At 69.7% G+C, this 19,047-nt stretch carries 20 protein-coding genes and 2 pseudogenes; 10 read left to right on the plus strand and 12 right to left on the minus strand.

Annotated features, from left to right (window positions below; all coding sequences use genetic code 11):
• Positions 1 to 8: 8 nt before the first annotated feature.
• From O2W18_RS06880 to O2W18_RS06905, 6 genes are all read left to right on the plus strand, one after another.
• Positions 9 to 911, plus strand: a complete 903-nt coding sequence (locus tag O2W18_RS06880) for an ABC transporter permease (RefSeq protein ID WP_269186803.1) — start codon at positions 9 to 11, stop codon at positions 909 to 911.
• The gene (locus O2W18_RS06885; protein WP_269186804.1) at positions 908 to 1,762 is read left to right on the plus strand and encodes an ABC transporter permease; all 855 of its coding nucleotides are present in this window, start codon (positions 908 to 910) and stop codon (positions 1,760 to 1,762) included. The genes O2W18_RS06880 and O2W18_RS06885 overlap by 4 nt, the downstream gene beginning before the upstream one ends.
• 8 nt (positions 1,763 to 1,770) lie before the next feature.
• Positions 1,771 to 2,907: an ABC transporter ATP-binding protein gene (locus O2W18_RS06890; RefSeq protein WP_269186805.1), complete on the plus strand. Its 1,137-nt coding sequence runs from the start codon at positions 1,771 to 1,773 to the stop codon at positions 2,905 to 2,907.
• 275 nt (positions 2,908 to 3,182) lie between these two features.
• A complete protein-coding gene (locus tag O2W18_RS06895; protein ID WP_269186806.1) occupies positions 3,183 to 4,250 on the plus strand; it encodes an extracellular solute-binding protein in 1,068 nt (355 codons plus the stop codon).
• A gap of 58 nt (positions 4,251 to 4,308) precedes the next feature.
• Positions 4,309 to 5,061: an IclR family transcriptional regulator gene (locus O2W18_RS06900; RefSeq protein WP_269186807.1), complete on the plus strand. Its 753-nt coding sequence runs from the start codon at positions 4,309 to 4,311 to the stop codon at positions 5,059 to 5,061.
• The gene (locus tag O2W18_RS06905) at positions 5,048 to 5,674 is read left to right on the plus strand and encodes a nuclear transport factor 2 family protein (protein WP_269186808.1); all 627 of its coding nucleotides are present in this window, start codon (positions 5,048 to 5,050) and stop codon (positions 5,672 to 5,674) included. Before O2W18_RS06900 ends, O2W18_RS06905 begins: the two co-directional genes overlap by 14 nt.
• Before the next feature lie 66 nt (positions 5,675 to 5,740).
• Here the strand turns inward: O2W18_RS06905 and O2W18_RS06910 are convergent, their stop codons facing one another.
• The 3 genes and pseudogenes from O2W18_RS06910 to O2W18_RS21705 all read right to left on the minus strand — a co-directional run.
• Positions 5,741 to 6,811, minus strand: a complete 1,071-nt coding sequence (locus O2W18_RS06910) for a flagellin (protein WP_269186809.1) — start codon at positions 6,809 to 6,811, stop codon at positions 5,741 to 5,743.
• 117 nt (positions 6,812 to 6,928) lie between these two features.
• A pseudogene (locus tag O2W18_RS21700) lies at positions 6,929 to 6,991 on the minus strand (hypothetical protein); the annotation flags it as partial.
• A 58-nt stretch (positions 6,992 to 7,049) separates the two neighbouring features.
• Positions 7,050 to 7,232, minus strand: a pseudogene (locus tag O2W18_RS21705) (flagellin N-terminal helical domain-containing protein); the annotation flags it as partial.
• A gap of 438 nt (positions 7,233 to 7,670) precedes the next feature.
• Between O2W18_RS21705 and O2W18_RS06920 the strand changes: the two are divergent.
• A complete protein-coding gene (locus O2W18_RS06920) occupies positions 7,671 to 7,901 on the plus strand; it encodes a ribbon-helix-helix domain-containing protein (protein WP_269186811.1) in 231 nt (76 codons plus the stop codon).
• Positions 7,888 to 8,241 (plus strand): type II toxin-antitoxin system PemK/MazF family toxin, encoded by a 354-nt coding sequence (locus tag O2W18_RS06925; protein WP_269186812.1) that lies wholly within the window; start codon positions 7,888 to 7,890, stop codon positions 8,239 to 8,241. Before O2W18_RS06920 ends, O2W18_RS06925 begins: the two co-directional genes overlap by 14 nt.
• A 3-nt stretch (positions 8,242 to 8,244) precedes the next feature.
• Here the strand turns inward: O2W18_RS06925 and O2W18_RS06930 are convergent, their stop codons facing one another.
• From O2W18_RS06930 to O2W18_RS06945, 4 genes are all read right to left on the minus strand, one after another.
• Positions 8,245 to 9,228, minus strand: a complete 984-nt coding sequence (locus tag O2W18_RS06930; protein ID WP_269186813.1) for a hypothetical protein — start codon at positions 9,226 to 9,228, stop codon at positions 8,245 to 8,247.
• Positions 9,229 to 9,347: 119 nt separating this feature from the next.
• Complete coding sequence (locus O2W18_RS06935) at positions 9,348 to 9,524, minus strand: hypothetical protein (RefSeq protein WP_269186814.1); 177 nt, start codon at positions 9,522 to 9,524, stop codon at positions 9,348 to 9,350.
• Positions 9,521 to 9,742, minus strand: coding sequence for a hypothetical protein (locus tag O2W18_RS06940; protein WP_269186815.1), 222 nt, complete (start codon positions 9,740 to 9,742; stop codon positions 9,521 to 9,523). Before O2W18_RS06940 ends, O2W18_RS06935 begins: the two co-directional genes overlap by 4 nt.
• A gap of 51 nt (positions 9,743 to 9,793) precedes the next feature.
• Positions 9,794 to 10,234, minus strand: coding sequence for a hypothetical protein (locus O2W18_RS06945; RefSeq protein ID WP_269186816.1), 441 nt, complete (start codon positions 10,232 to 10,234; stop codon positions 9,794 to 9,796).
• Positions 10,235 to 10,315: 81 nt separating this feature from the next.
• On the opposite strand from O2W18_RS06945, the gene O2W18_RS06950 reads away from it, so the two are divergent.
• On the plus strand, positions 10,316 to 10,861 hold the full coding sequence (locus O2W18_RS06950) for a GIY-YIG nuclease family protein (protein WP_269186817.1): 546 nt from the start codon (positions 10,316 to 10,318) through the stop codon (positions 10,859 to 10,861).
• Between the two features lie 119 nt (positions 10,862 to 10,980).
• Here the strand turns inward: O2W18_RS06950 and O2W18_RS06955 are convergent, their stop codons facing one another.
• From O2W18_RS06955 to O2W18_RS06965, 3 genes are read right to left on the minus strand one after another with little or no spacing between them, the layout of a single operon-like run.
• Positions 10,981 to 11,352, minus strand: coding sequence for a hypothetical protein (locus O2W18_RS06955; protein ID WP_269186818.1), 372 nt, complete (start codon positions 11,350 to 11,352; stop codon positions 10,981 to 10,983).
• Positions 11,349 to 13,262: a primary-amine oxidase gene (locus O2W18_RS06960; RefSeq protein WP_269186819.1), complete on the minus strand. Its 1,914-nt coding sequence runs from the start codon at positions 13,260 to 13,262 to the stop codon at positions 11,349 to 11,351. Before O2W18_RS06960 ends, O2W18_RS06955 begins: the two co-directional genes overlap by 4 nt.
• Before the next feature lie 3 nt (positions 13,263 to 13,265).
• Positions 13,266 to 14,465 carry an APC family permease gene (locus O2W18_RS06965; RefSeq protein ID WP_269186820.1) on the minus strand — a complete coding sequence of 400 codons (1,200 nt, stop codon included), beginning with the start codon at positions 14,463 to 14,465 and terminating at the stop codon, positions 13,266 to 13,268.
• Between the two features lie 1,131 nt (positions 14,466 to 15,596).
• Between O2W18_RS06965 and O2W18_RS06970 the strand changes: the two genes are divergently transcribed.
• The gene (locus O2W18_RS06970) at positions 15,597 to 15,917 is read left to right on the plus strand and encodes a hypothetical protein (protein ID WP_269186821.1); all 321 of its coding nucleotides are present in this window, start codon (positions 15,597 to 15,599) and stop codon (positions 15,915 to 15,917) included.
• A gap of 33 nt (positions 15,918 to 15,950) precedes the next feature.
• Here the strand turns inward: O2W18_RS06970 and O2W18_RS06975 are convergent, their stop codons facing one another.
• Positions 15,951 to 16,898: a hypothetical protein gene (locus tag O2W18_RS06975; protein WP_269186822.1), complete on the minus strand. Its 948-nt coding sequence runs from the start codon at positions 16,896 to 16,898 to the stop codon at positions 15,951 to 15,953.
• Positions 16,899 to 17,077: 179 nt separating this feature from the next.
• A complete protein-coding gene (locus tag O2W18_RS06980) occupies positions 17,078 to 19,015 on the minus strand; it encodes a GmrSD restriction endonuclease domain-containing protein (RefSeq protein WP_269186823.1) in 1,938 nt (645 codons plus the stop codon).
• Positions 19,016 to 19,047: the final 32 nt, after the last annotated feature.

The raw sequence follows: 19,047 nt of genomic DNA on the forward strand, positions 1-19,047 counted from the left end.
GACCTCCCATGACCGTCCTCGCACGCGAACGAACCGACCCCGGCCGGCAGGAGCCGGCCCGGCGACGGGCGCCGCGACCGCACTGGCTGCTCCTCGTCCCGGCCCTCGCGCTGCTCGGCGTGGTGCTGCTGATCCCGCTGGCGCAGAGCTTCCTGCGCAGCGTCGGCGCCCCCGACCTGACCGACGAGCACTACCGGTCGCTGTTCACCGACGGCGTCACCCTCACGGTGCTGCTGCGCACGGCGCAGACCGCCCTGCTGGTCACGGTGATCGCCTTCGCGCTCGGCTACCCCTACGCCTACGTGATGACCCGGGTCGGGCCGCGGATGCGGGCCGTGCTGCTGGTCATCGTGCTGGTGCCGTTCTGGACCTCGGTCATGGCCCGCAACTTCGCCTGGATCCTGATCCTGCAGCGCGGCGGGCCGGTGGACGAGTTCTTCCAGCTCTTCGGCCTGGACGTCGTCCTCTACGGCAGCGTCTCCGGCGTCGCCATCGCGATGAGCCAGGTGCTGCTCCCGTTCATGGTGCTGCCGTTGTTCAGCGCGCTGAGCGGCATCGACCGGCGGCTGCTGCTGGCCGCCCGCGGCCTCGGGTCCTCCCCGCTGGTGGCGTTCTGGAAGATCTACTGGCCGCTGTCCCGGGCCGGCGTCACCGCCGGCCTGATCCTGGTCTTCACGCTGAGCCTGGGCTTCTACGTCACCCCCGCGCTGCTCGGCACCCCGCAGGAGTCGCTCATCGCCCAGCTGCTGGCCCAGCGCACCACCCAGCTCCTGGACTTCGCCGGTGCCGGCGCCCTCGGGATGCTCGTGCTGGTGATCACCCTGGTGCTGGTGGCCTGGGCGAACCGCATCGGCGGCACCGTCTCGGCGATCGGCGTCGTCGCCACCACCGGCACCAAGGAGCAGCGATGACCACGGCACCCGAGCTCGACGCCCCCCGGGTGCCCGCCGCCCGACCGGCCCGGCGCCGCCAGCGCAGCGTGGACGCCGTCCCGTGGTGGCTGCGGGTGGTGGTGGCGCTGGTCGCGCTGTACTTCGTGCTCCCGACGCTGTTCGTCATCCCGATGAGCTTCAGCGAGTCCTCGACGTTCAGCTTCCCGCCCGAGGGCTTCACGCTGCAGCTCTACCGGAACTTCTTCACCGACCCGGTCTGGCTGACCTCGCTGCGCAACTCCGTCGCCGTCGCGGTGGTCGCCGCGCTGCTGGCCACCGTGGTCGGCACCGCGGCGGCGGTCGGGCTGCACAACCTGACCGGCCGGATGGCCCGGCTGGCCCGCACGGTGCTGATGATCTCGATCGTCACGCCGGGCATCGTCATCGCGGTCGTCGTCTACATCTCCTTCCTGAAGTGGCACCTGGTGGGCTCCTTCACCGGGTACGTGCTGGCGCACGCCGCGCTCGGCATGCCGTTCGTGCTGGTGTCGGTGACCAGTGCGCTGAGCGGCTTCGACCCCAAGCTGCTGCGGGCCTCGGCGTCGCTGGGCGCCAACCCGCTGCGGACCTTCCTGCGGGTGACCATGCCGCTGATCAGCCGGGGCATCGTCACCGGCGCGATCTTCGCCTTCGTGACCTCCTTCGACGAGGTGGTCATCGCGCTGTTCCTGCGTTCCCCGACCTTCCAGACGCTGCCCGTCCAGATGTTCAACAGCGTCACCTTCGAGGTCGACCCGACCATCGCCGCGACCTCCAGCCTGGTGGTCACCGCGGTCACCGTCATCTGTCTCGTCCCGCTGCTGCTGGGCAGCCGGCGCAAGAACCGATAGGAGCTGGCATGCCCGCCACCACCACGTCCACCGTCGCTCCGACCGCCGCGCCCGCCGCCCCCCGGGCGGGGACGCAGATCCGGCTGACCGACGTCGTCAAGGACTACGGCCTGGCCGTGCCGGCCGTCGACGGCGTCTCGCTGACGATCGAGCCGGGGGAGTTCATGACCCTGCTCGGGCCCAGCGGCTCGGGCAAGACCACGACGCTGAACCTGATCGCCGGCTTCGAGACCCTCACCTCGGGGCGGATCGCCTTCAACGGGGACGACGTCAGCAACCTCCCGCCGCACAAGCGGGACCTGGGGATGCTGTTCCAGAACTACGCGCTGTTCCCGCACATGACGGTGGCGCAGAACGTCGCCTACCCGCTGCGGGAGCGGAAGGTGTCCAAGGCGGAGATCACCCGCCGGGTGGCCGAGGTGCTGGAGCTCGTCCAGCTCACCGGGCGCGACGACAACGTGCCGTCCCAGCTCTCCGGTGGGCAGCAACAGCGGGTGGCGCTGGCCCGCGCCATCGTCTTCGACCCGAAGGCGCTGCTGCTGGACGAGCCGCTGGGCGCACTCGACCGCAACCTGCGCGGCGCGCTTCAGGCGGAGATCCAGCGGATCCACCGGGAGGTGGGCTCGACGTTCGTCTTCGTCACCCACGATCAGGAGGAGGCGATGAGCCTCTCGGACCGGATCGCGCTGTTCAACAGCGGGCGGATCGAGCAGGTCGGCAGCCCGGAGACGCTGTACCGGGAGCCGGAGACCCTCTTCACCGCGACCTTCCTGGGCGACTCGAACGTCTTCGAGCTGGCCCAGGCGCCGGGCAGCACCGTGGTGTGGGGCGACCGCACCTGGGCGGTGGAGCCGCGCACGGTGTCCGACCGGGCCCGGGCGGCCGAGCACGCGGCGCTGATGGTGCGGCCGGAGGACGTGCGCATCGCCCAGCGGGCCGACGAGGTGCCGGCCGGTGCGAACGCGGTGCCGGCGCGGGTCACCGACGTCCACTACCTGGGTTCTTACCGGAACGTCGTCCTCTCCTACGGCGGCAGCGACGTCGTCGGACAGTCCCGGCTGGACGCGTCGGAGACCCAGCTGGCCGTCGGGCAGGACGTGGTGGCCTGGTGGCGGGTGGAGCGGCAGCGGGTCGTGTCGCGCTGACGCTCGTCCCGAGGCACCGCGCGGTGGACCGCCGCGCGGTGCCTCGGCATGCCCGGAGCCGGACGGCAGGAACAGCCCTCCCACCTGCGCGTTCACGATGTGCACGGTCGTGTCACAGCGCAGTGCAACTTTCTCAGATGCCCGGCTCGACATGCTTGCCGCGTCGCTTGGCACGGGACTAGCGTTCACATGGCGATGACACACATCACATGCCGAACAAACCTCTGGGCCTCACGAGCCCGCCTCTCAAGGAAGTGACAACGATGCCACGATCCATGCGCGCGTTCGGAGCCCTCGGCGCGATCGTCCTCACCACCTCGCTCGCCGCCTGCGGCAGTGACGACGGCGGGGGCGACCCCGCTGCCGCGGGCACCGCCGACGAGGCCCAGCTGACGTTCGTCGGCTACGGCGGCGACGGCCAGGACGCCATGATCAAGGACTGGCAGGAGCCCTACACGGCGGAGAACCCCGGGGTCACCTTCGTCAACACCTCCCCGCCGGACGTCGCGCAGGTCAAGGCGCAGGTCGAGGCCGGCGCCGTCTCCTGGGACGTCGTCGCCGTCGCCCCGGCGGCCGCGCAGCAGAACTGCGACACGCTCTTCGAGCCGGTGGAGTACAGCGGCGTCAGCGAGGACGAGCTGGTCGAGCAGGCGGTCGGCGAGTGCTATGTCGGCGGGTTCATCAACTCCACGCCCTTCGCCTACCGGACCGAGGCGTACCCGGACCCGAGCACGGCGCCCCAGACGATCGAGGACTTCTTCGACGTGGAGGAGTTCCCGGGTCAGCGCGGCATCCTGACCAACCTGCAGAACGGCATCCTGGAGTACCCGCTGCTCGCCGACGGGGTCGCGCCCGAGGACCTCTACCCGCTGGACGTCGACCGGGCGCTGGAGAAGCTGGACACCATCCGCGACGTCACCACCTTCGCCCCCAACGTCGGCGCGCTGCAGCAGGCGGTCGGCTCCGGTCAGGTGGACATGTTCCTGCTGTCGGACTCACGTCTCGTGCCGCTGCTGGACCAGGGCCTGGACATCACGATCGTCTGGGACACCACGGTCACGACCCTGAGCGCCTTCGCGGTGCCGAAGGGCGCCCCGAACGCGGCGGCCGCGGAGGCCTTCGTCTCCTCCCTCACCGGCCCGGAGGCCGCGGCGTCGATCTCCGAGGATCTGGGGACGGCGCCGGTGAACAAGAACTCGGAGCCGGAGCTGTCGGAGAGCCAGCAGAAGGTCGAGGTGTACGGCCCGGTGAACACCGGGGAGAACGTGATGCAGGACGTCGACTGGTACGCCGAGAACTACAACGAGGTCTCCGCGCAGCTGACCAACTGGCTGGCCGGCTGAGCACCCCGCTCGAGCCCGGACCCGTCGAGAAGTGCCCCTGGTGAACTACTCTTCGCGCATGGCGAACTCCGAGGACGCGACGTCGACCGCTGACATCCGTGCGGTGGCTCGGGTCGCCCAGATCTGCGCGCTGTTCGGTCCGCAGGTGGTCGAGCTGACGGCGGCCGACATCGCCGACGCGACCGGGCTCAACCGGACGACGGCCTACCGCTACTGCGCCTCGATGGCGGCGGCCGGGATCCTCGAGCGGGGGTCTCGCCGGGGGACGTTCGCGCTCGGTGGGCTGATGCTCGAGCTGGGGGTCCAGGCGCTGGGCCGCCGCCGGGTGGTGGAGATCGCCGGGTCGCACCTGCAGCGGCTGAGGACCGCCGTCCGGATGACGGCGGTCCTCAGCGTCCGCGGCACCACCGGGCCGGTGGTGGCGCTGACCGAGGAGGACACCAGCCGGGTCGTCGTCATGACGGTGCACCCGGGCACGAAGCTCGACCCGACGGCCGCGCAGTCGCAGCTGATGTTCGCCTACGGGGATGCCTCGGCCATGGAGACCGCCACCGCCGGGATGTCGCCGGCGCAGCGGGCCCGGCTGGAGACCGACGTCTACTCGGCCCGGCGGCAGGGCTACAGCGTGGTGTGGAACGGGAGCACGGTCGCGGTGGCCGCCCCGGTGTTCGACGACAAGGGGCTGGCCGCGACGGTGGCGCTGCTGGGGGCGGGGGAGCTGGACCTCGAATCGACCCTGGAGCAGCTGCTGGCCACGACCAACGCGCTGAGCGCCGAGCTCGGCGGAGGCGCGCCCCGTGCCGTCGGCTGACGAGCAGGATCTGTTCGACCTGGTCCGGCGCGAGCGGTTCGCGCGCGACCAGCGGCGGTTCGACGTGATGGCCGACTGCTTCCACCCGGGCGCCTGGGTCCGCACCACCTGGTACGACGGCGTCGGCGGCCAGGCGTACGTCGACTCGACGCGCGAGCTGCTGGGCGACGTGCCCGCCGGGCCGTTCTCCGGGAAGCACTGGGTGTTCCCCGCCTTCGCCAAGGTCGACGGCGACCGCGCCACCGTGGAGAGCCCGGCGAAGATCTTCCTGCGCGAGGAGGTCGGTGGCATCCAGGCCGACGTCCACGCCTACTGCCGGTTCTTCTCCCGGGCCGTGCGGTCGGTGGGCGGGTGGGAGCTGCTGACCTTCCACGTGCTGTTCGAGTGGGACGAGCTGCGGCCGGTCGTCCCCGGCCAGGTGCCCGACCTGGACGTACCGCTGCTGGACGGGCTGCGCCCGTCGTACCGGTACCTCGGGTACCTGCAGACGAAGCGGGGCGTCGTGCTGAACCTCGACCTGCTCGGCGACGACCGCTGGGCGGAGCTGGTCGCCTTCCACGCCCGCGAGGACGCCTGGCTGGCCGGCGAGGGACCGATCGACGACCCGACGTAGTCGGCGGGGCCGGCCCCCCGGGCGGTGCCGCGGCGTCGCTGATCCCGAGCCGGGGAACAGCTCCGGTCAGCCCTGCAGCAGGCTGAGGACGAGCTGCGGTGTCTGGTTGGCCTGCGCCAGCATCGCGGTGCCGGCCTGGAGCAGGATCTGGTTACGAGCCAGGGCGGTCGTCTCCAGCGCGATGTCGGCGTCCCGGATCCGGGACAGCGACGCCACGGTGTTCTCCGTCGCGACGCCCAGGGCGGCGATCGTGTGCTCGAACCGGTTCTGGACGGCGCCCAGCTCGGCCCGCTGGGTCGACACGGTCCGGATGGCCGCGTCGATCGTCGTGATCAGGTCCCGGCCGGGAGTGAACCTCGGGCTGAGCCGGCTGAGCTCCTCGGGGGTCGCGCCGTCCGCGGGGGTGGCGCCGGTGAAGTACAGGCTCACGCCGTGGTCCACGTACGCGTCCCCGCTGAACGTGATGAACCTGTTGACCACGAAGGCGTTGTCGTCGGTCGTGATGCCCGCGAGCTCGGCCGCCGCGTTCAGCTGCGCCAGGGCCTCGTCGCCGCTGACGGCGCCGTCCCCGTCGCTGTCGGTGTACCTGACCGCGCCCAGCTCGAGGCTGTGCCCGTCGGCGGAGACGGTGCCCCGGAGGGTGGGGAGAGCGTCGGCGAGCGTCCCGGGGAAGCCCAGCAGGCCGGCGGAGGGTGGGAAGGAGGTCTGGGCCGCGATGACCCGGACGTCGGGCCCGGGGGTGTCGTACGCGGGGGTGAGGGCGTCGAGCTCGGCGTCCGTCGCGCCGGCGGTGGGTTCGAGGCCGCGGAAGATCAGGTCGTCGCCGTCGTCCACGAACGGGTCGGTCCGGTGGGTGAAGCCCTGGACCACGGCGGCGGCGTTCAGCAGGTCGACCATCTCGCCGGTGCTCGTGGCACCGGAGAGATCGACGGCAGCCAGGTCCAACTGGTGGCCTTCGTAGGTGATGACGCCGGTCAGGTCGTCGATCGTCTGGGGGCTGGCGGTGGCGCCGAGGAAGACGACCCCGCCGATCCGCAGGTGCTGGATCCGCCCCTGTGCCGGGATCGCCGTCACCGAGGCGGGATCGTCGACCGCGGCGATGTTGAGGGCGTCGATGCCCAGGCCCCGGGGAGTCATGGCGCCACCGATCCGAACCGCGACGCTGTCGCTGGCGTCGGCGCCCACCTGGAAGCTGCGGTGGTAGCTGCCGTCCAGCAGCGGGATGCCGTTGAAGGTGGTCGTGTCCGCGATGCGGCTCAGCTCGTCCTTGAGCTGGTTCAGCTCCAGCTGGACGGCGGCGGTGGCGTTGCGGTCCAGCGCTTCCCTCGTTCGCGACCTGGACGGCCAGGTCGCGCATGCGCTGCAGGGTCGCGGTCGTCTCGGCCAGCGCGCCCTCCGCGACCTGGACGAGGCTGACGCCGTCCCGGGTGTTGCGGATGGCCTGGGCGAACCCGCCGGCCTGTGACCGCAGTCCCTCGGAGATGCCCAGGCCCGCCGCGTCGTCCGCCGCCCGGTTGATCCGGTAGCCGGAGGACAGCCGCTCGAGCGACCGGGTCATCGCGGTGCTGGTCAGCGACAGGTGGCGATGGGTGTTCACCGCGGCGAGGTTGCTGACGACGCTGAGACCCACGGGTCCTTCCTCGACGCTGGGACGCGGTGATCGGCACAGGTGACGCAGCAGCAACCACGGCCCCGCGCAGCAGTAGTTGAGTCGAGCACCCGTGTTCGGTCACGGTTGTGCGCTCGTCGTTGGTTCCGGCTCGGTGAACCGACAATCAGCGCACAACGGCTCAGGGGCGGCGGAGGTGGCGATCGTCCACCGGGCTGCGAGCGGGCGATTCGACGCTCACAGCGCCGGCCACGTGGGCCGGGGGAGGAGCGGCAGGGCGGTGCGCCCGCCGGGCGCGCGACGACATCAGCAGCCCTCCGGCGATCCGCGCGACATCAAGGTAGACCGCTATTGCTACCTGAATGCTACCGAAAGTAGCATCGGGGAGTGAAGCTGAGCGTCAGCCTGTCGGATGAGGACGTCGCACTGTTGGACGAGTACGCCCGCACCGCCGGCCTCAAGGGGCGTTCCGCGGTGATCCAGCACGCGCTCCGACTGCTGCGGCAGGCGGAACTTGAGGAGGACTACGCAGCGGCGTGGGAGGAGTGGGAAAGCACCGGCGAGCAATCGGCGTGGGACGTGACCGCGGGGGACGGCTTGGTCGATGCGCCGCGGTGAGGTACGCCTCGTCGACCTGGAGCCCGTCCGTGGCAGTGAGGCGAGCAAGCGGCGGCCTGCGGTGCTGGTGAGCAACGACCGTGCCAACGCCACGGCCGCCCGGCTCGGGCGGGGCGTGGTCACCGTGGTGCCGGTGACCAGCAACGTGTCCCGGGTGTTCCCCTTCCAGGCACTGCTCCCCGCTGACCGCACCGGGCTCGCGGTGGACTCGAAGGCCCAGGCCGAGCAGGTTCGAGCGGTGGCCGTCGAACGCATCGGGCCGGTGCTGGGCCGGGTGCCGCTGGACCTGATGAGCGAGCTTGACGACGCACTGCGAGTGCACCTGCAGCTGTCGGACTAGCGGCTATGCGGTCACGTCGTCGTCCCACCTCCGGACAGCGGTGCGGAAGGCAGGTGCACACCGGTCGACCGCGTGCAGCGATGCATCGGTGAGTCCAACGCGCACGCCGCGCTCGCCGTGGCCGTACCGGATGAGGTCGCGCAGCAGCTCAGGGGCGCGGTCGAGGTCGAGCTCGTCGGGGTCGAGGTCGTGCAGCCGCGGGTCGAGCAGTCGGCCGACGTGGCGCGGTGCCCACAGGAGCGGGTCACCCACGCCGTTGCTCAGACCGCTGGTGAGGACCCGTTCGACCAGCAGCGGGAGTGCACCTCGTGTCCACGGGCGGCCCCACGGTGAGGCCAGGAACCGCGCGGTGAGCTCGTCGGTGTCGACGTCGTCCAGTCTCCCCGGCACGGTGGCGTCACCGCCGTCGGGGAAGCGGGACAGCATCCACCGCACGATGCAGCGCTGGCTTCGCCACTTCGTGCTGGTTCTCAGGACCTCGTCCAGTCTCGCTCCCGTGAACGCAGCGGTGAGCCGGGCGCGGGCATCCGCCGCGCTGATGTCGCGGATGCGGAGATCCGGGTCGTCATCCGTTCTCAGCGAGTGCAGCACCGTCTCGATCGGGTGCTCGAACAGGGCGCCGTCGACGGCTCGGGCGCCCAGCTCGTTGTCGACGCGGACGACGCCGGTGAGCGCATGTCCGCTGGGGATGGTGACGCCGAGGACGACGTCGTCCGCCTCACGGAAGGGGCCGATCAGCTCGACTGCCCGGGCGGCCGGGGTGGCGAGGTGCAGGTCGGCGAGCCAGCGCGGCACGGCGTGCCCACGGTCGGCGATGTCCCGGCGCACCCATCGGCGCAGGACTGGGTCGTCGGCCAGCGTGGCGATGGCGAGTGCGCCGGCCGACGCCTCCGGGCGGTCCCAGGCCGTGAGGTGGCGGACGACCTGCGCCGTGCTCCCGGGATCGGCGTCGGGATCACTGGTGAGGTCGAGCAGCGACGACGCCATGCCGAGCAACGTCCCAGGTGTGGTGGAGTCGAGACCCTCGCGTAGTCCCCGACCCAGGCTTTCCGAGAACTGGGCCCGGAGCTGGTCGGTGAGGGGCAGTGGTGGTGCCGCCGCGGTCGTCATGATTCGAACGCCAGTTCGACTTTCTGACAGGAACGTCCGGTTGGTGCCGGCTGTGCTGCGGCCGTCGCGACGTCGGTCAGTTGGCTACGACGGTGACCGGTCAGGTGATTCGGGGGTGTGCGCGCCAGTCGGGCGTCGGCGGTGAGCAGCGCGCAGCCCAGCGGGACGATCACCGCTCCGCGCGGCCTGCGTTCATGGCGCCCACGACCTCGTCGAGGCCGACGTCGGTGTCCGGCAGGGCCGCCAGCAGGGTCCGGTTGTCCGCCCGGTGGCTGACGTCGGCCAGCTCCCGGATCGCCACCGCGCTGACCGACGTGCGCTCGCGCTCGGCCACCCGGGTTAGGCGCTCGATCACCTCGACGGGGACGTTGCGCAGGTACAGGCTCGGCATGCCGCGATCGTCCACCGGCCTGTTGCAATCTGCGAGCAGGCATGTCGGCGTTCACGCCGCCGACCACGTGAGCCGGGGGAGGAGCGGCAGGGCGGTGCGCCCGTCGTGGACGTGCAGGCTGCAGTCGAGCCCGTCGCGCCCACGGATGATCGACTCGATCGCGCTGCACCAGGCGGCGTCGTCGGGGGTGGGTGTCGCCGGGCCGGGTCGTTCCAGGCACATCGCCAGGTGCAGGTCGGCCGGGTCGACGTCCTCGGACTCGGCCACGACGGTGTGCAGCTCGGCGAGGTTGCCGAGCGCCACCCGGTCGGGCTCGAGCGGGAGCTCCTCGACCGGGATGAGCAGATGGACCATCGTGCCGTCGGTTCGCAGCCACGCGAGGAACAGCCGGCGGTCCGACGGCGGTCCGTCCAGGTGCAGCAGGTCCCGCCACCGTTCGGTGAGTTCGGCGTTGCTGGTCACGGGGATGTCGGGGCGCGGTCGGGTCCTCACGGCGGGGGACTCTGCCGCGCGTCGGGCCCGCGCCGCTGGCGTTGTCCACAGGCCGGGTGGGTGGTGCCGTTGACTGGTCGCATGGACGACGTCGTGGCCGCGTTGCGCGGCCTGCCCGTACCGCTGATCGATGCTGTCACCGCTGTGCCGGCGGCGCCCGGGCTGTACGCCTGGTGGGGGCGGTTCGGAGCGCTGCCCGGGATCTCCGGACCGCGGCACGATGCCGCTGACCTGCAGCTGCTGTACGTCGGCATCGCGCCGAACGGGGCGGCGTCGAAGGCCACGCTGCGCAGCCGGGTGGTGGGCGACCACATCCGCGGGACGACCGGCTCGTCGACGCTGCGCCGGTCGCTCGCCGCGTTGCTCAGCGAGCAGCAGGGCTGGCGGAGCCGGTGGACGACGCGGCCGGTCCTCGTCAACGCCGACGAGCTGCGGCTGTCGGAGTGGATGGCGGAGCGGCTGCAGCTCACCTGGGCGGAGCACCCCGAGCCGTGGACGGTGGAGACCCGGGTGATCGCCGAGCTGGAGCCACCGCTGAACCAGTCCGACAACGCCGCCCACCCGCTGCACTCGTTCGTGCGGCAGGCCCGGCAGAAGTGGCGGGAAGAAGCCCGGGGCCACGCGTGAGCGGCGGCTCAGGGGCCAGCGATGTGCGCAGGTGGCGGGTTCCGCGTTGATGACCCGCCACTGGTGCACGTCACTGCCCCCTGTGGGGCCAAAGTCGCGACTTTGGCCCCACAGGGATGTCAGGGACGGCGGAGGGCGGCGGCACCGGCGAGGGCGAGCTGCCCGCCGACCAGGGCGAGGCCCAGCCACATCAGCGACGGCGACGCCCCGCCGTGGTGGGCGTGGCCCGACGACTCGCCCAGCATCTGCGCGTGCAGCACCAACATCGCGGCGTCCACCAGGGCGGTGAACCGCCACACCGACCCGCTGGGCGACCGCCACAGGTGCCACGCGCACGGCAGGCAGGCCGCCGCCATCAGCACCATCACCACCGACCCGAGCGATCCGTCGACCAGCAGCAGGTGCACCCCTGCCGACGCCACCGCCAGCCCGGCGGCCACCCGGCCGAGGGCCAGCGCCCTCGGCCGGGCCACCAGGACGGCGGAGCTCACGAACAGTGGCCCTCGCCGGTCGCGCAGTGCGACGACGTCGACTTCGGCACCCCGAGCGCCGGGTTCCGGTCGAAGAAGCCGACCGGCTTGAGGGTGAACCCGGAGTAGTCGGTGGGCATGACCGGCCAGTCCTCGGGGCGCGGGAAGTGGGTGAGCCCGAAGGTGTGCCACAGCACCACGTCGGTGTTCTCCACCGGGGCGTCGTCGGCGACGAACGCGGGCAGGCCGCCGTCCCCGGGGTGCTGGTTGACGAAGTCGCCGGCCGGATACCGCTCGGCCGGGTCGTAGGCGGTCACCCACAGGCTCTTGGTCGAGAACGCGGCGCGGGAGGCGACCGACGACGACTCGTCGGCCAGCAGCACCGGCGAGGCTTCCGGGTGCAGCGCGTACCCGACCGGCTGGCCGAGCCGGTTGCGCACCGACGGGTTGACGATGTGCCAGGTCCGCCCGACGGTCGCGTCGGTGAGCCGGGCGGCGTCCTTCTCGGTGGTGAGCGGGGTCAGCTTGCGGGTGAAGGCGTTGCCGTACGGGTTGGTCTCCGAGATCGGCACCCGGACGGCGTCCACCTCGTGCACCGTGTTGGCCACCCCGTCGATGGCCATGTCCAGCCGCGCGGAGAACAGGTGCTGGTGGAACGGCGCGCCCAGGCCGGGGGCGATCTCGGTGGCGTACGGGTGCTCTTCGCCGCGGTAGGCCGAGGTGAAGACGATCCCGGTGGCCTTGGACTCCAGCTGGATCGTGCCGTCGGTGTAGAGGTACCAGTAGAAGCCGTAGTCGTAGTTGCCGATCGTGGTGAAGAAGCTGATCACCAGCCGCCGCGAGCGCCGGGTCTCCAGCATCCCGTTGAAGATGTCGGTGTGCTTCCACCCGACGCCGTAGTCCTCCTCGTGCAGGCAGATGGCGTTCTTGATGGTGCGCGGGTTGCCGTCCTCGTCGGCGAGCACACCGTCGAAGTAGTGGATCTCGCCGAGGCAGTCGCAGCCGAGTTCCAGGGAGTTGGTGTACCGGGCGAAGAGGTACTCGCCCGTGTCGAAGTAGTTCTGCCAGAACCGCACCGGTGAGGGGTCGGCGTACGGCACGACCATCTCGCTGATCGACGCGCGGTGGATGACCGAGCGGCCGTCGACCGACAGCTGGTTGAGGGTGAGGCCCTCGCGGGCGTCGAACCCGACGCGCACCTCCCAACCGGCCCAGCGGATGACGTCGTCCTCCACGCTGAACGAACGCCCCTCGGGCTGGGTGATCTCGATCGGCTTGAGGTCCCTGACGACGTCCGGGGTGAGCTCGGCGCGCTCGGCCGGGACGGGCAGGTCGAAGTGGTCCTGCACGTCGATGGCCACGCCGCGGGTGACATCGACGAACGCGACGACGCCGTCCACCGGGTGCGCCCACGGCAGGTCCTCCGGGTCGGCCTGGTGGAAGCCGAGCACCCGGACGACGCGGGAGCCGAACTCGTCGGGGAAGTAGGACCCGGCCGACAGCGGCACGCTGCGCACGTTCGCCACGTCCAGGCCGCGCTTGGCCATCGCGGCGACCCACCGCTCGTCGGCGGCGAGGATCGGCTCGATCGCCTCGAACTCGGCGTCCAGGATGGGCACCTGTCCGTCGACCAGCGCGTCGATCGGCTTGTTGCCGGTCACCGCCCCCTCGGTGATCGAGACGGTGAGGTCGGCGCCGTTGCCGGTGCCGCGGTCGAGCAGCAGCACCCGGGCCTGGCGCGCGATCGGGTCGCCGGGTGACCAGGCGAGGACGACGTCCTTGTGCGGCTCGTCCAGGCCGACGTAGACGAACTTCGTCGACTCACCGACCAGGCCGGCGTCGGCGACGATCGACCGGATCGCGGTGAACTCCTCGGCGGACAGCCGGGAGAGCGGGTGGGTGGCGGTGGTGACCGGCGCGGTCATGGTCATGGGTCAGGCCTCCAGGTTCGAGTCGGTCAGGGCAGCGGCTTTGGGGCGGAACCGGGCCAGGACCGGTCCGGCGAGCAGGGTGGCCAGCAACAGGACGCCGGCGGCGACGCCGAGGGCGGTCGACTCGCCCATCAGCAGGGGCAGGTTCTGCACCAGGACGACGAGGACGGCGGCCAGCCCGAGGAACCCCAGGCCGGGCGCGATCAGCGTCTGCCAGGGGCGGGTGTCGACCCGGGTGCGGCGGAAGAAGACGAGCACCGCCGCGCAGGTGAGCAGCATCAGGGCCACGATCCCCACCGTGGCGATCCCGGACAGCCAGGTGAAGACCTCGAGCACCGGGTCCAGCCCGGCCAACGCGCACACCACCATGAGCGCCGCGCTGATCACCGTCTGCGTCAGCGAGGCCGACGCCGGGGAGGCGTGCCGGGCGTGCGCGTTGCCGAGCTTGCTGTGCAGCACCCCGGTGTTGCCGAGGTTGAAGTAGTAGCGGCTCAGCACGTTGTGGAAGCTCAGCGCGCAGGCGAACAGGCTGGTAACGAGCAGGACGTTGAGGACGTCGGCGGCCACGGTGCCGAGGTAGATGTCGGTGGTCTCCACGACCATCGAGCCCGGGTCGGCGGCGGCGCGTTCGACGACGCCGCCGTCGCCCCAGGCGGTGACGATCGCCCAGCTGGAGACGGCGTAGAAGACGCCGATGATCGCCAGCGCCAGGTAGGTGGCCCGGGGGATGGTGCGCTCGGGGTCGCGGGCCTCGTCGCGGAAGACGGCGGTCGCCTCGAAGCCGATGAACCCGGCGATGGCGAACATCAGGCCGAGCGCGGGGGAGCCGCTGGTGACCGTCGACAGGCTGAAGACGCCGGTGGAGTAGCCCTCCGGCCCGCCCTGCCCCACCACCGCGATGTCGAGGACGACGACGATCGCGACCTCGGCGATCAGCAGCAGCCCGAGCACCTTGCTGGACAGGTCGATGTGCCGGAAGCCGAGCACGCCGATGCCGCCGATGACCACCAGCGTCCACACCCACCAGGGCGGGGAGGCGACGCCGTAGCGGCCGAGCAGGTCGACCATGGCCTGGCCGATGTAGCCGAGCACCGCGCCCTGGATGGTGACGTAGGTGAGCAGCGCGAGCATGGCCGCGCCCAGCCCGAGCTCGCGGTTCAGCCCGCGGGAGACGTAGCTGTAGAAGGCGCCGGCCTGCGGCACGTGCGGGGGTCATCGCGACTACGCCGACGGCGAAGAACAGCAGGATGGGCTCCTCGGCGTCGGCGGTCCTTCATCTGGCTTCTGCAGCGCCAGTGCTTCACAGTCGCACCCACCACAGCCTGGGGATCGCGGGCCATCGGACGGGGGATCATGAGCCTTAGCGGGACAAACGAGGTCAGACGGTCGCCAGGTGGTCCAGCGGCCCGCTTTGCCAGACACCCGTTGGTTACGGCCATCGCCGGTGCGCTAGTCGGGGCCGCTGCGACTGTGGGTGCCGCCACTATCGCCGACGCACAAGGGGCAATAACGATCGTCGTCAACGGCAACTCAGCCACAAGCTCCCCGCCGGCTACTCCACCTTCAGAGCCAACCACGTCGCTTACGCCGCAGGACTCAACGCCACCCTCAAGCCCGCCAACAGAGCCACCGACATTCACAATACCCGTAGCGCAGTGGGGCCCGTGTTGCGGTGGAACATATAACGTTGCGGGACAGCCATTTCCGTATGCCATGGCCTTGCGGGACGATTCCATCAACATTAAAGACAGCAGCTGCACCTCGCTAAGAATGAGGGCTGGAGTCTGGGACCTGTCCGCTTCGCAGAATCCAGAAGACGCGACTGTCATCATCACCGTGCAGGGTGAGGCTGGCAGTGACTGGGAGCAGACTTGGCTTATTGAATCTGGGGCCAAAGTGTCTGAGAAGGTGTTCACCCTAGAACCGGGTCTAGTGCAGATTGCCGTGAGCGGTGGAATAACGGTCTTGATCGGCGGCGAAGTCACCTGCACTACTCCAGATGGCCACACACCCTAGCTGGCCAGGTGTGCACACACCTTGGCTGCCCTTGGATCGTTGGGAGGAACGTTCGACGATCATCGCCGTAAGACACGTAAACGGAAGTGCTGGCGCAGTCTTTGTCCGCGCTGGCGCCGCAGGCGGCGATGATCGCCGTACCGGCGATCGTGCTGGTCGGCGCGGGACGCGCGACCCTGCGGTGTTCGTGGCGGCGACGGTGCTGGTGCTGCTCGTCGGCTGGTGCGTGTCGCTGTTCCCCCAGCGGCTGGCCGCGGTCGGCGGGGTCAACACGTACGCGGCGCGCGGGCTCGGGCCGGCCGGTGCCGTGGTGGGCGGGTGGTCGCTGGCGATCGGCTACGCGGCGGTGTCGGTGTCGGTGCTGGGGGGTGCGCGCTGTACCTGGCTGCGCTGTTCTCGCTGCCGTCGTCGTCCGTGGCGCACCTGGTGCTGCTGGTGGGCGGGCTGGCCGGGCGGTGCACGGTGCGCGGCATCCAGCTGTCGGCGCGGGTGGCGCTGGCCCTGGAGGTGGTGTCGATCGCCGTCGTCCTGGTGGTGCTCGCCGTCCTGCGGCTGCCAAAGGGGCTGGGGACGGCGGCGCCGGTGGTCGACGGGACGTGCGCTGGGGCGGGGTCGCGGTCGGTGTGGTCCTCGGGGTGACGGGAAGGAAGGCGGCAAGCCCACCGGGCGGAACTAGAAGTCCCAGTAATCTTCTTCATTCGCGTATCCGAGAGAGATCGCGATCTTTTGTACGGCTCTCTCTTCCAAGAGGGCGTCGCAGAGCATGATCATGGAGTCCTCGCTCCACCTCAAGAACTCCGCGACATTAATCCCGACGGGATCGGCGGGTTCGAAGTATCCGTCGAGATCGATCTTGTCGGGACGGTCGCCGCCATGCCCAGTATGGATCTCCAACGTGAATGAACCTGGATCCTGCACGAAGATGGCACTCGGGATGTCCGACCTGATCCAATTCCCGTAGCGGATCCCCAGCTGCTGCAGTATCTCTATTCGACAGGTTTTCCGTACTGCGGGGAACATCTCCAGCTGGAGCGGACCCTCCTCCTCGCCATCCCGACTCAACAGGGAATCCTTTCGGTGGCCGCGCCGACAGAGCGCATGAGCTGCATCCTTCGCAACTACGTCTGGGCCTGTCGTCTCGGCGTCGATCCAATGCCAGGTCGGTAGTACGACGACCGGCGGCTCGCCGTCTGCCCCGGCGCAGGCGAGGTTGAAGTTGAGGAGGACGGCGTGCTGGTACCCATGGGCGGCCATCAAACTGGACAGCCGCTGGAATTCATTACCCAACTCCTGCGATTCCTGCAGCATCAGGACGAGCATGAGCATGTTGTTGTCTCGTCCGGCCCTACCACGGCGGTGAATGACAATGTCGGCGGTTGCTGGTAGCTGGAGCGAGCGAGATCTGATGCGAAGCTCTCCGAGGGTGGGACGACTGATGTACTCGACATCCACATCCCACTGGCTGTCGAAGAGGTGACGAAGGCGGGACGCCAACTGAGCGGCGACGGCGCGCGCGCTCGGCGGTGTCTCGAGAGCACCCACCACGAACAGGCTGTACTCCTCGACGATCGTCGTGGTCAGAGCTATTCGCAGCCGCGCCTCGACATCTTCTTGCAGCATCGACGCATCCTCCCTCGATTGCCGAGCGCCATGGGACGGACGCGCTGAGCGGATCTCCGGTCGGGCGTGGGGGAGGGCGACTCGACCCTGGTCGCGTCGGACGGCAATGAGAGGAGAGAGTATGGGCTGCGGAGATGGCCAACGCACGCTTCTGAACTCCGTGTAGGCCAAGGGGCCACCTACGGTGAGACCTCGTCCTGCCCTAGGCGGTCGACGTAGTCCCGAAGGCCTTGGGAGGTCATGAAGACGTGATAGCCCAAGGCTGAAAGACCTTCCTCGTCTGCCTGTTCGGGATCCAGTTCGAGCACGACGGGTGAGCCCATGCCTTCCTGGAGTCCTGCGGGCCAGAACGCTTCAGCGACCGCGAGAGCCTTGCCGGTCACGGGATCGGTCACCTCGACCCCGACCTCCGGTGTGGCATAGCCCTGGTCCGTGAGCCACCCGATGAGCTCGTCGACTTCTGCGATCCGCGGCTCTGACGCGGGAGCTATGACGACAGACCCGGGGGCGCCGACGTCCTTCGTCGCAGCATGTGCAGCCTTCCCCGACAGCAAAGAGTCGAGGAAGCCGTTGGCTGCCGCCGCCAGAAGCTCACGGCGAGCTTCGAGAAACTCCATGTACCGGTCGATCCGCCACAGTGACGGGTCGCTGGGCACCCACTGGCTCGCCAGCGCGCCCGGGTTCCGCTCCTCGATCTCCGCGAGGTACCGAGCGGGATCGGCGGCACTGATGGTGAGATTGGTGTTCTGCGTCAAGAAGCAGAAGTTGGCGACCGCGTTGACGTCGCCCTGCTTGTAGCCAGCCGCGTACAACTTCGCCTTGGGGAAGATGTGGTGGACCTGCAAACCTGTCAGGTGCCCCAGCATGTGGGCCGACAGCGGCACTCCCGAACCGAAGTCCTGCGCGCCGAGAGTGCGCGTCAGCAGATAGAGCACCGGGTAGAAGCGAGCGCCGAGACTGTATCCGGAGAAGTCGGCAGGTCTGACGGTCAGGTCACCGCCGCGCATCTGGCGCATGTTGTCGATCAGGGCGTCGATACCGCCGCCGTCGACTGCGGCCAGGTCTTGATTCAGCACGGTCTCCGTCGATCCGGCGAACCGCCCCCACATACCCGCATGGATGTACCAGTAGAGGAGCTTGTCCCGTTCGGCGGCGCTGGGCATCTTGCCGTTGTGATGGTGCAGGTAGCGGGTCATCACCGGGAACGCGTACCGCCCGAAGAGGACCCGGTCATGGTCCAGGCCGAGCCGTCCGGCGACGATGTCCAAAAGATGGGAGATCCGCTTAATGGTCTGCGTCAGACCAGCCTTGACGTTCGTGGTCTCGACGTCGGCCAAGGCCGAGAACAGCGCCTCCCCGGTCACCTCGGCATTGACGTTACGCAGCAGCCACTCGAGCCGGAAGCTGTATCCCGCCTTGCTCCAGCCGTCGAGAGCCTCGTTCATCTGATGCCGAGCTTCGGGCCACGACGCACAAATTCTGGCGAGTGCCAGGTCTCCCTTGGACAGCTTCGTGCCGCCGGAGTTCACCCGATTGAAGATGTCGACGACGACATCGAGCGTCTTGTCCACGCCCGTGACCTCTTCGATGTGCACCTCGATCTTCGAGATCTGGGTGATCCGGTTGAGTCGGTTGATGTACTCGGCGAGTGACGTGCTTCCTTGCTCGGACAACTGTTGAGCTCGCGTGATGAAGGGGCCGATGCCTTGGATCATGAGGTCGGTGACGCTGATCCACGCGGCGTTGCCCTTCATCTTGCCCGGCGCGTAGAACTCGAAGGACTCGTCGTCGAGGTTGAAGTGCATGCCGGAGAAGGTGCTGGTGCTGCCCTCGAAGAACTTCGGTGCTTTGCCCCGCATGACGCCGTACAGGGTCGTCACCCGCTGTTGCCCGTCGAGCAGCAGTTTGACCGTGCCATCAACAGCCACCGGCCCTCCGCGGGCTGCGGCCCCGTCCGCCTTGGTGTTCCACGTCATGAACGCGCCGATGGGATATCCCCGGTAGAGGGAGGAGAAGAGTCCGCGCACCTGCTCGCGGTTCCAGACGTACCCGCGTTGGAACTCCGGCAGGGCGATGTCGCCCGAGTCGACCAGGTCGAGGATCTGCTGCACGTTCACGAGAGGGCTCCTGGTTGCGCTGTTGATCTGCT

The sequence above is a fragment of the Modestobacter sp. VKM Ac-2983 genome (assembly GCF_026967885.1).
Lineage (GTDB): Bacteria > Actinomycetota > Actinomycetes > Mycobacteriales > Geodermatophilaceae > Modestobacter.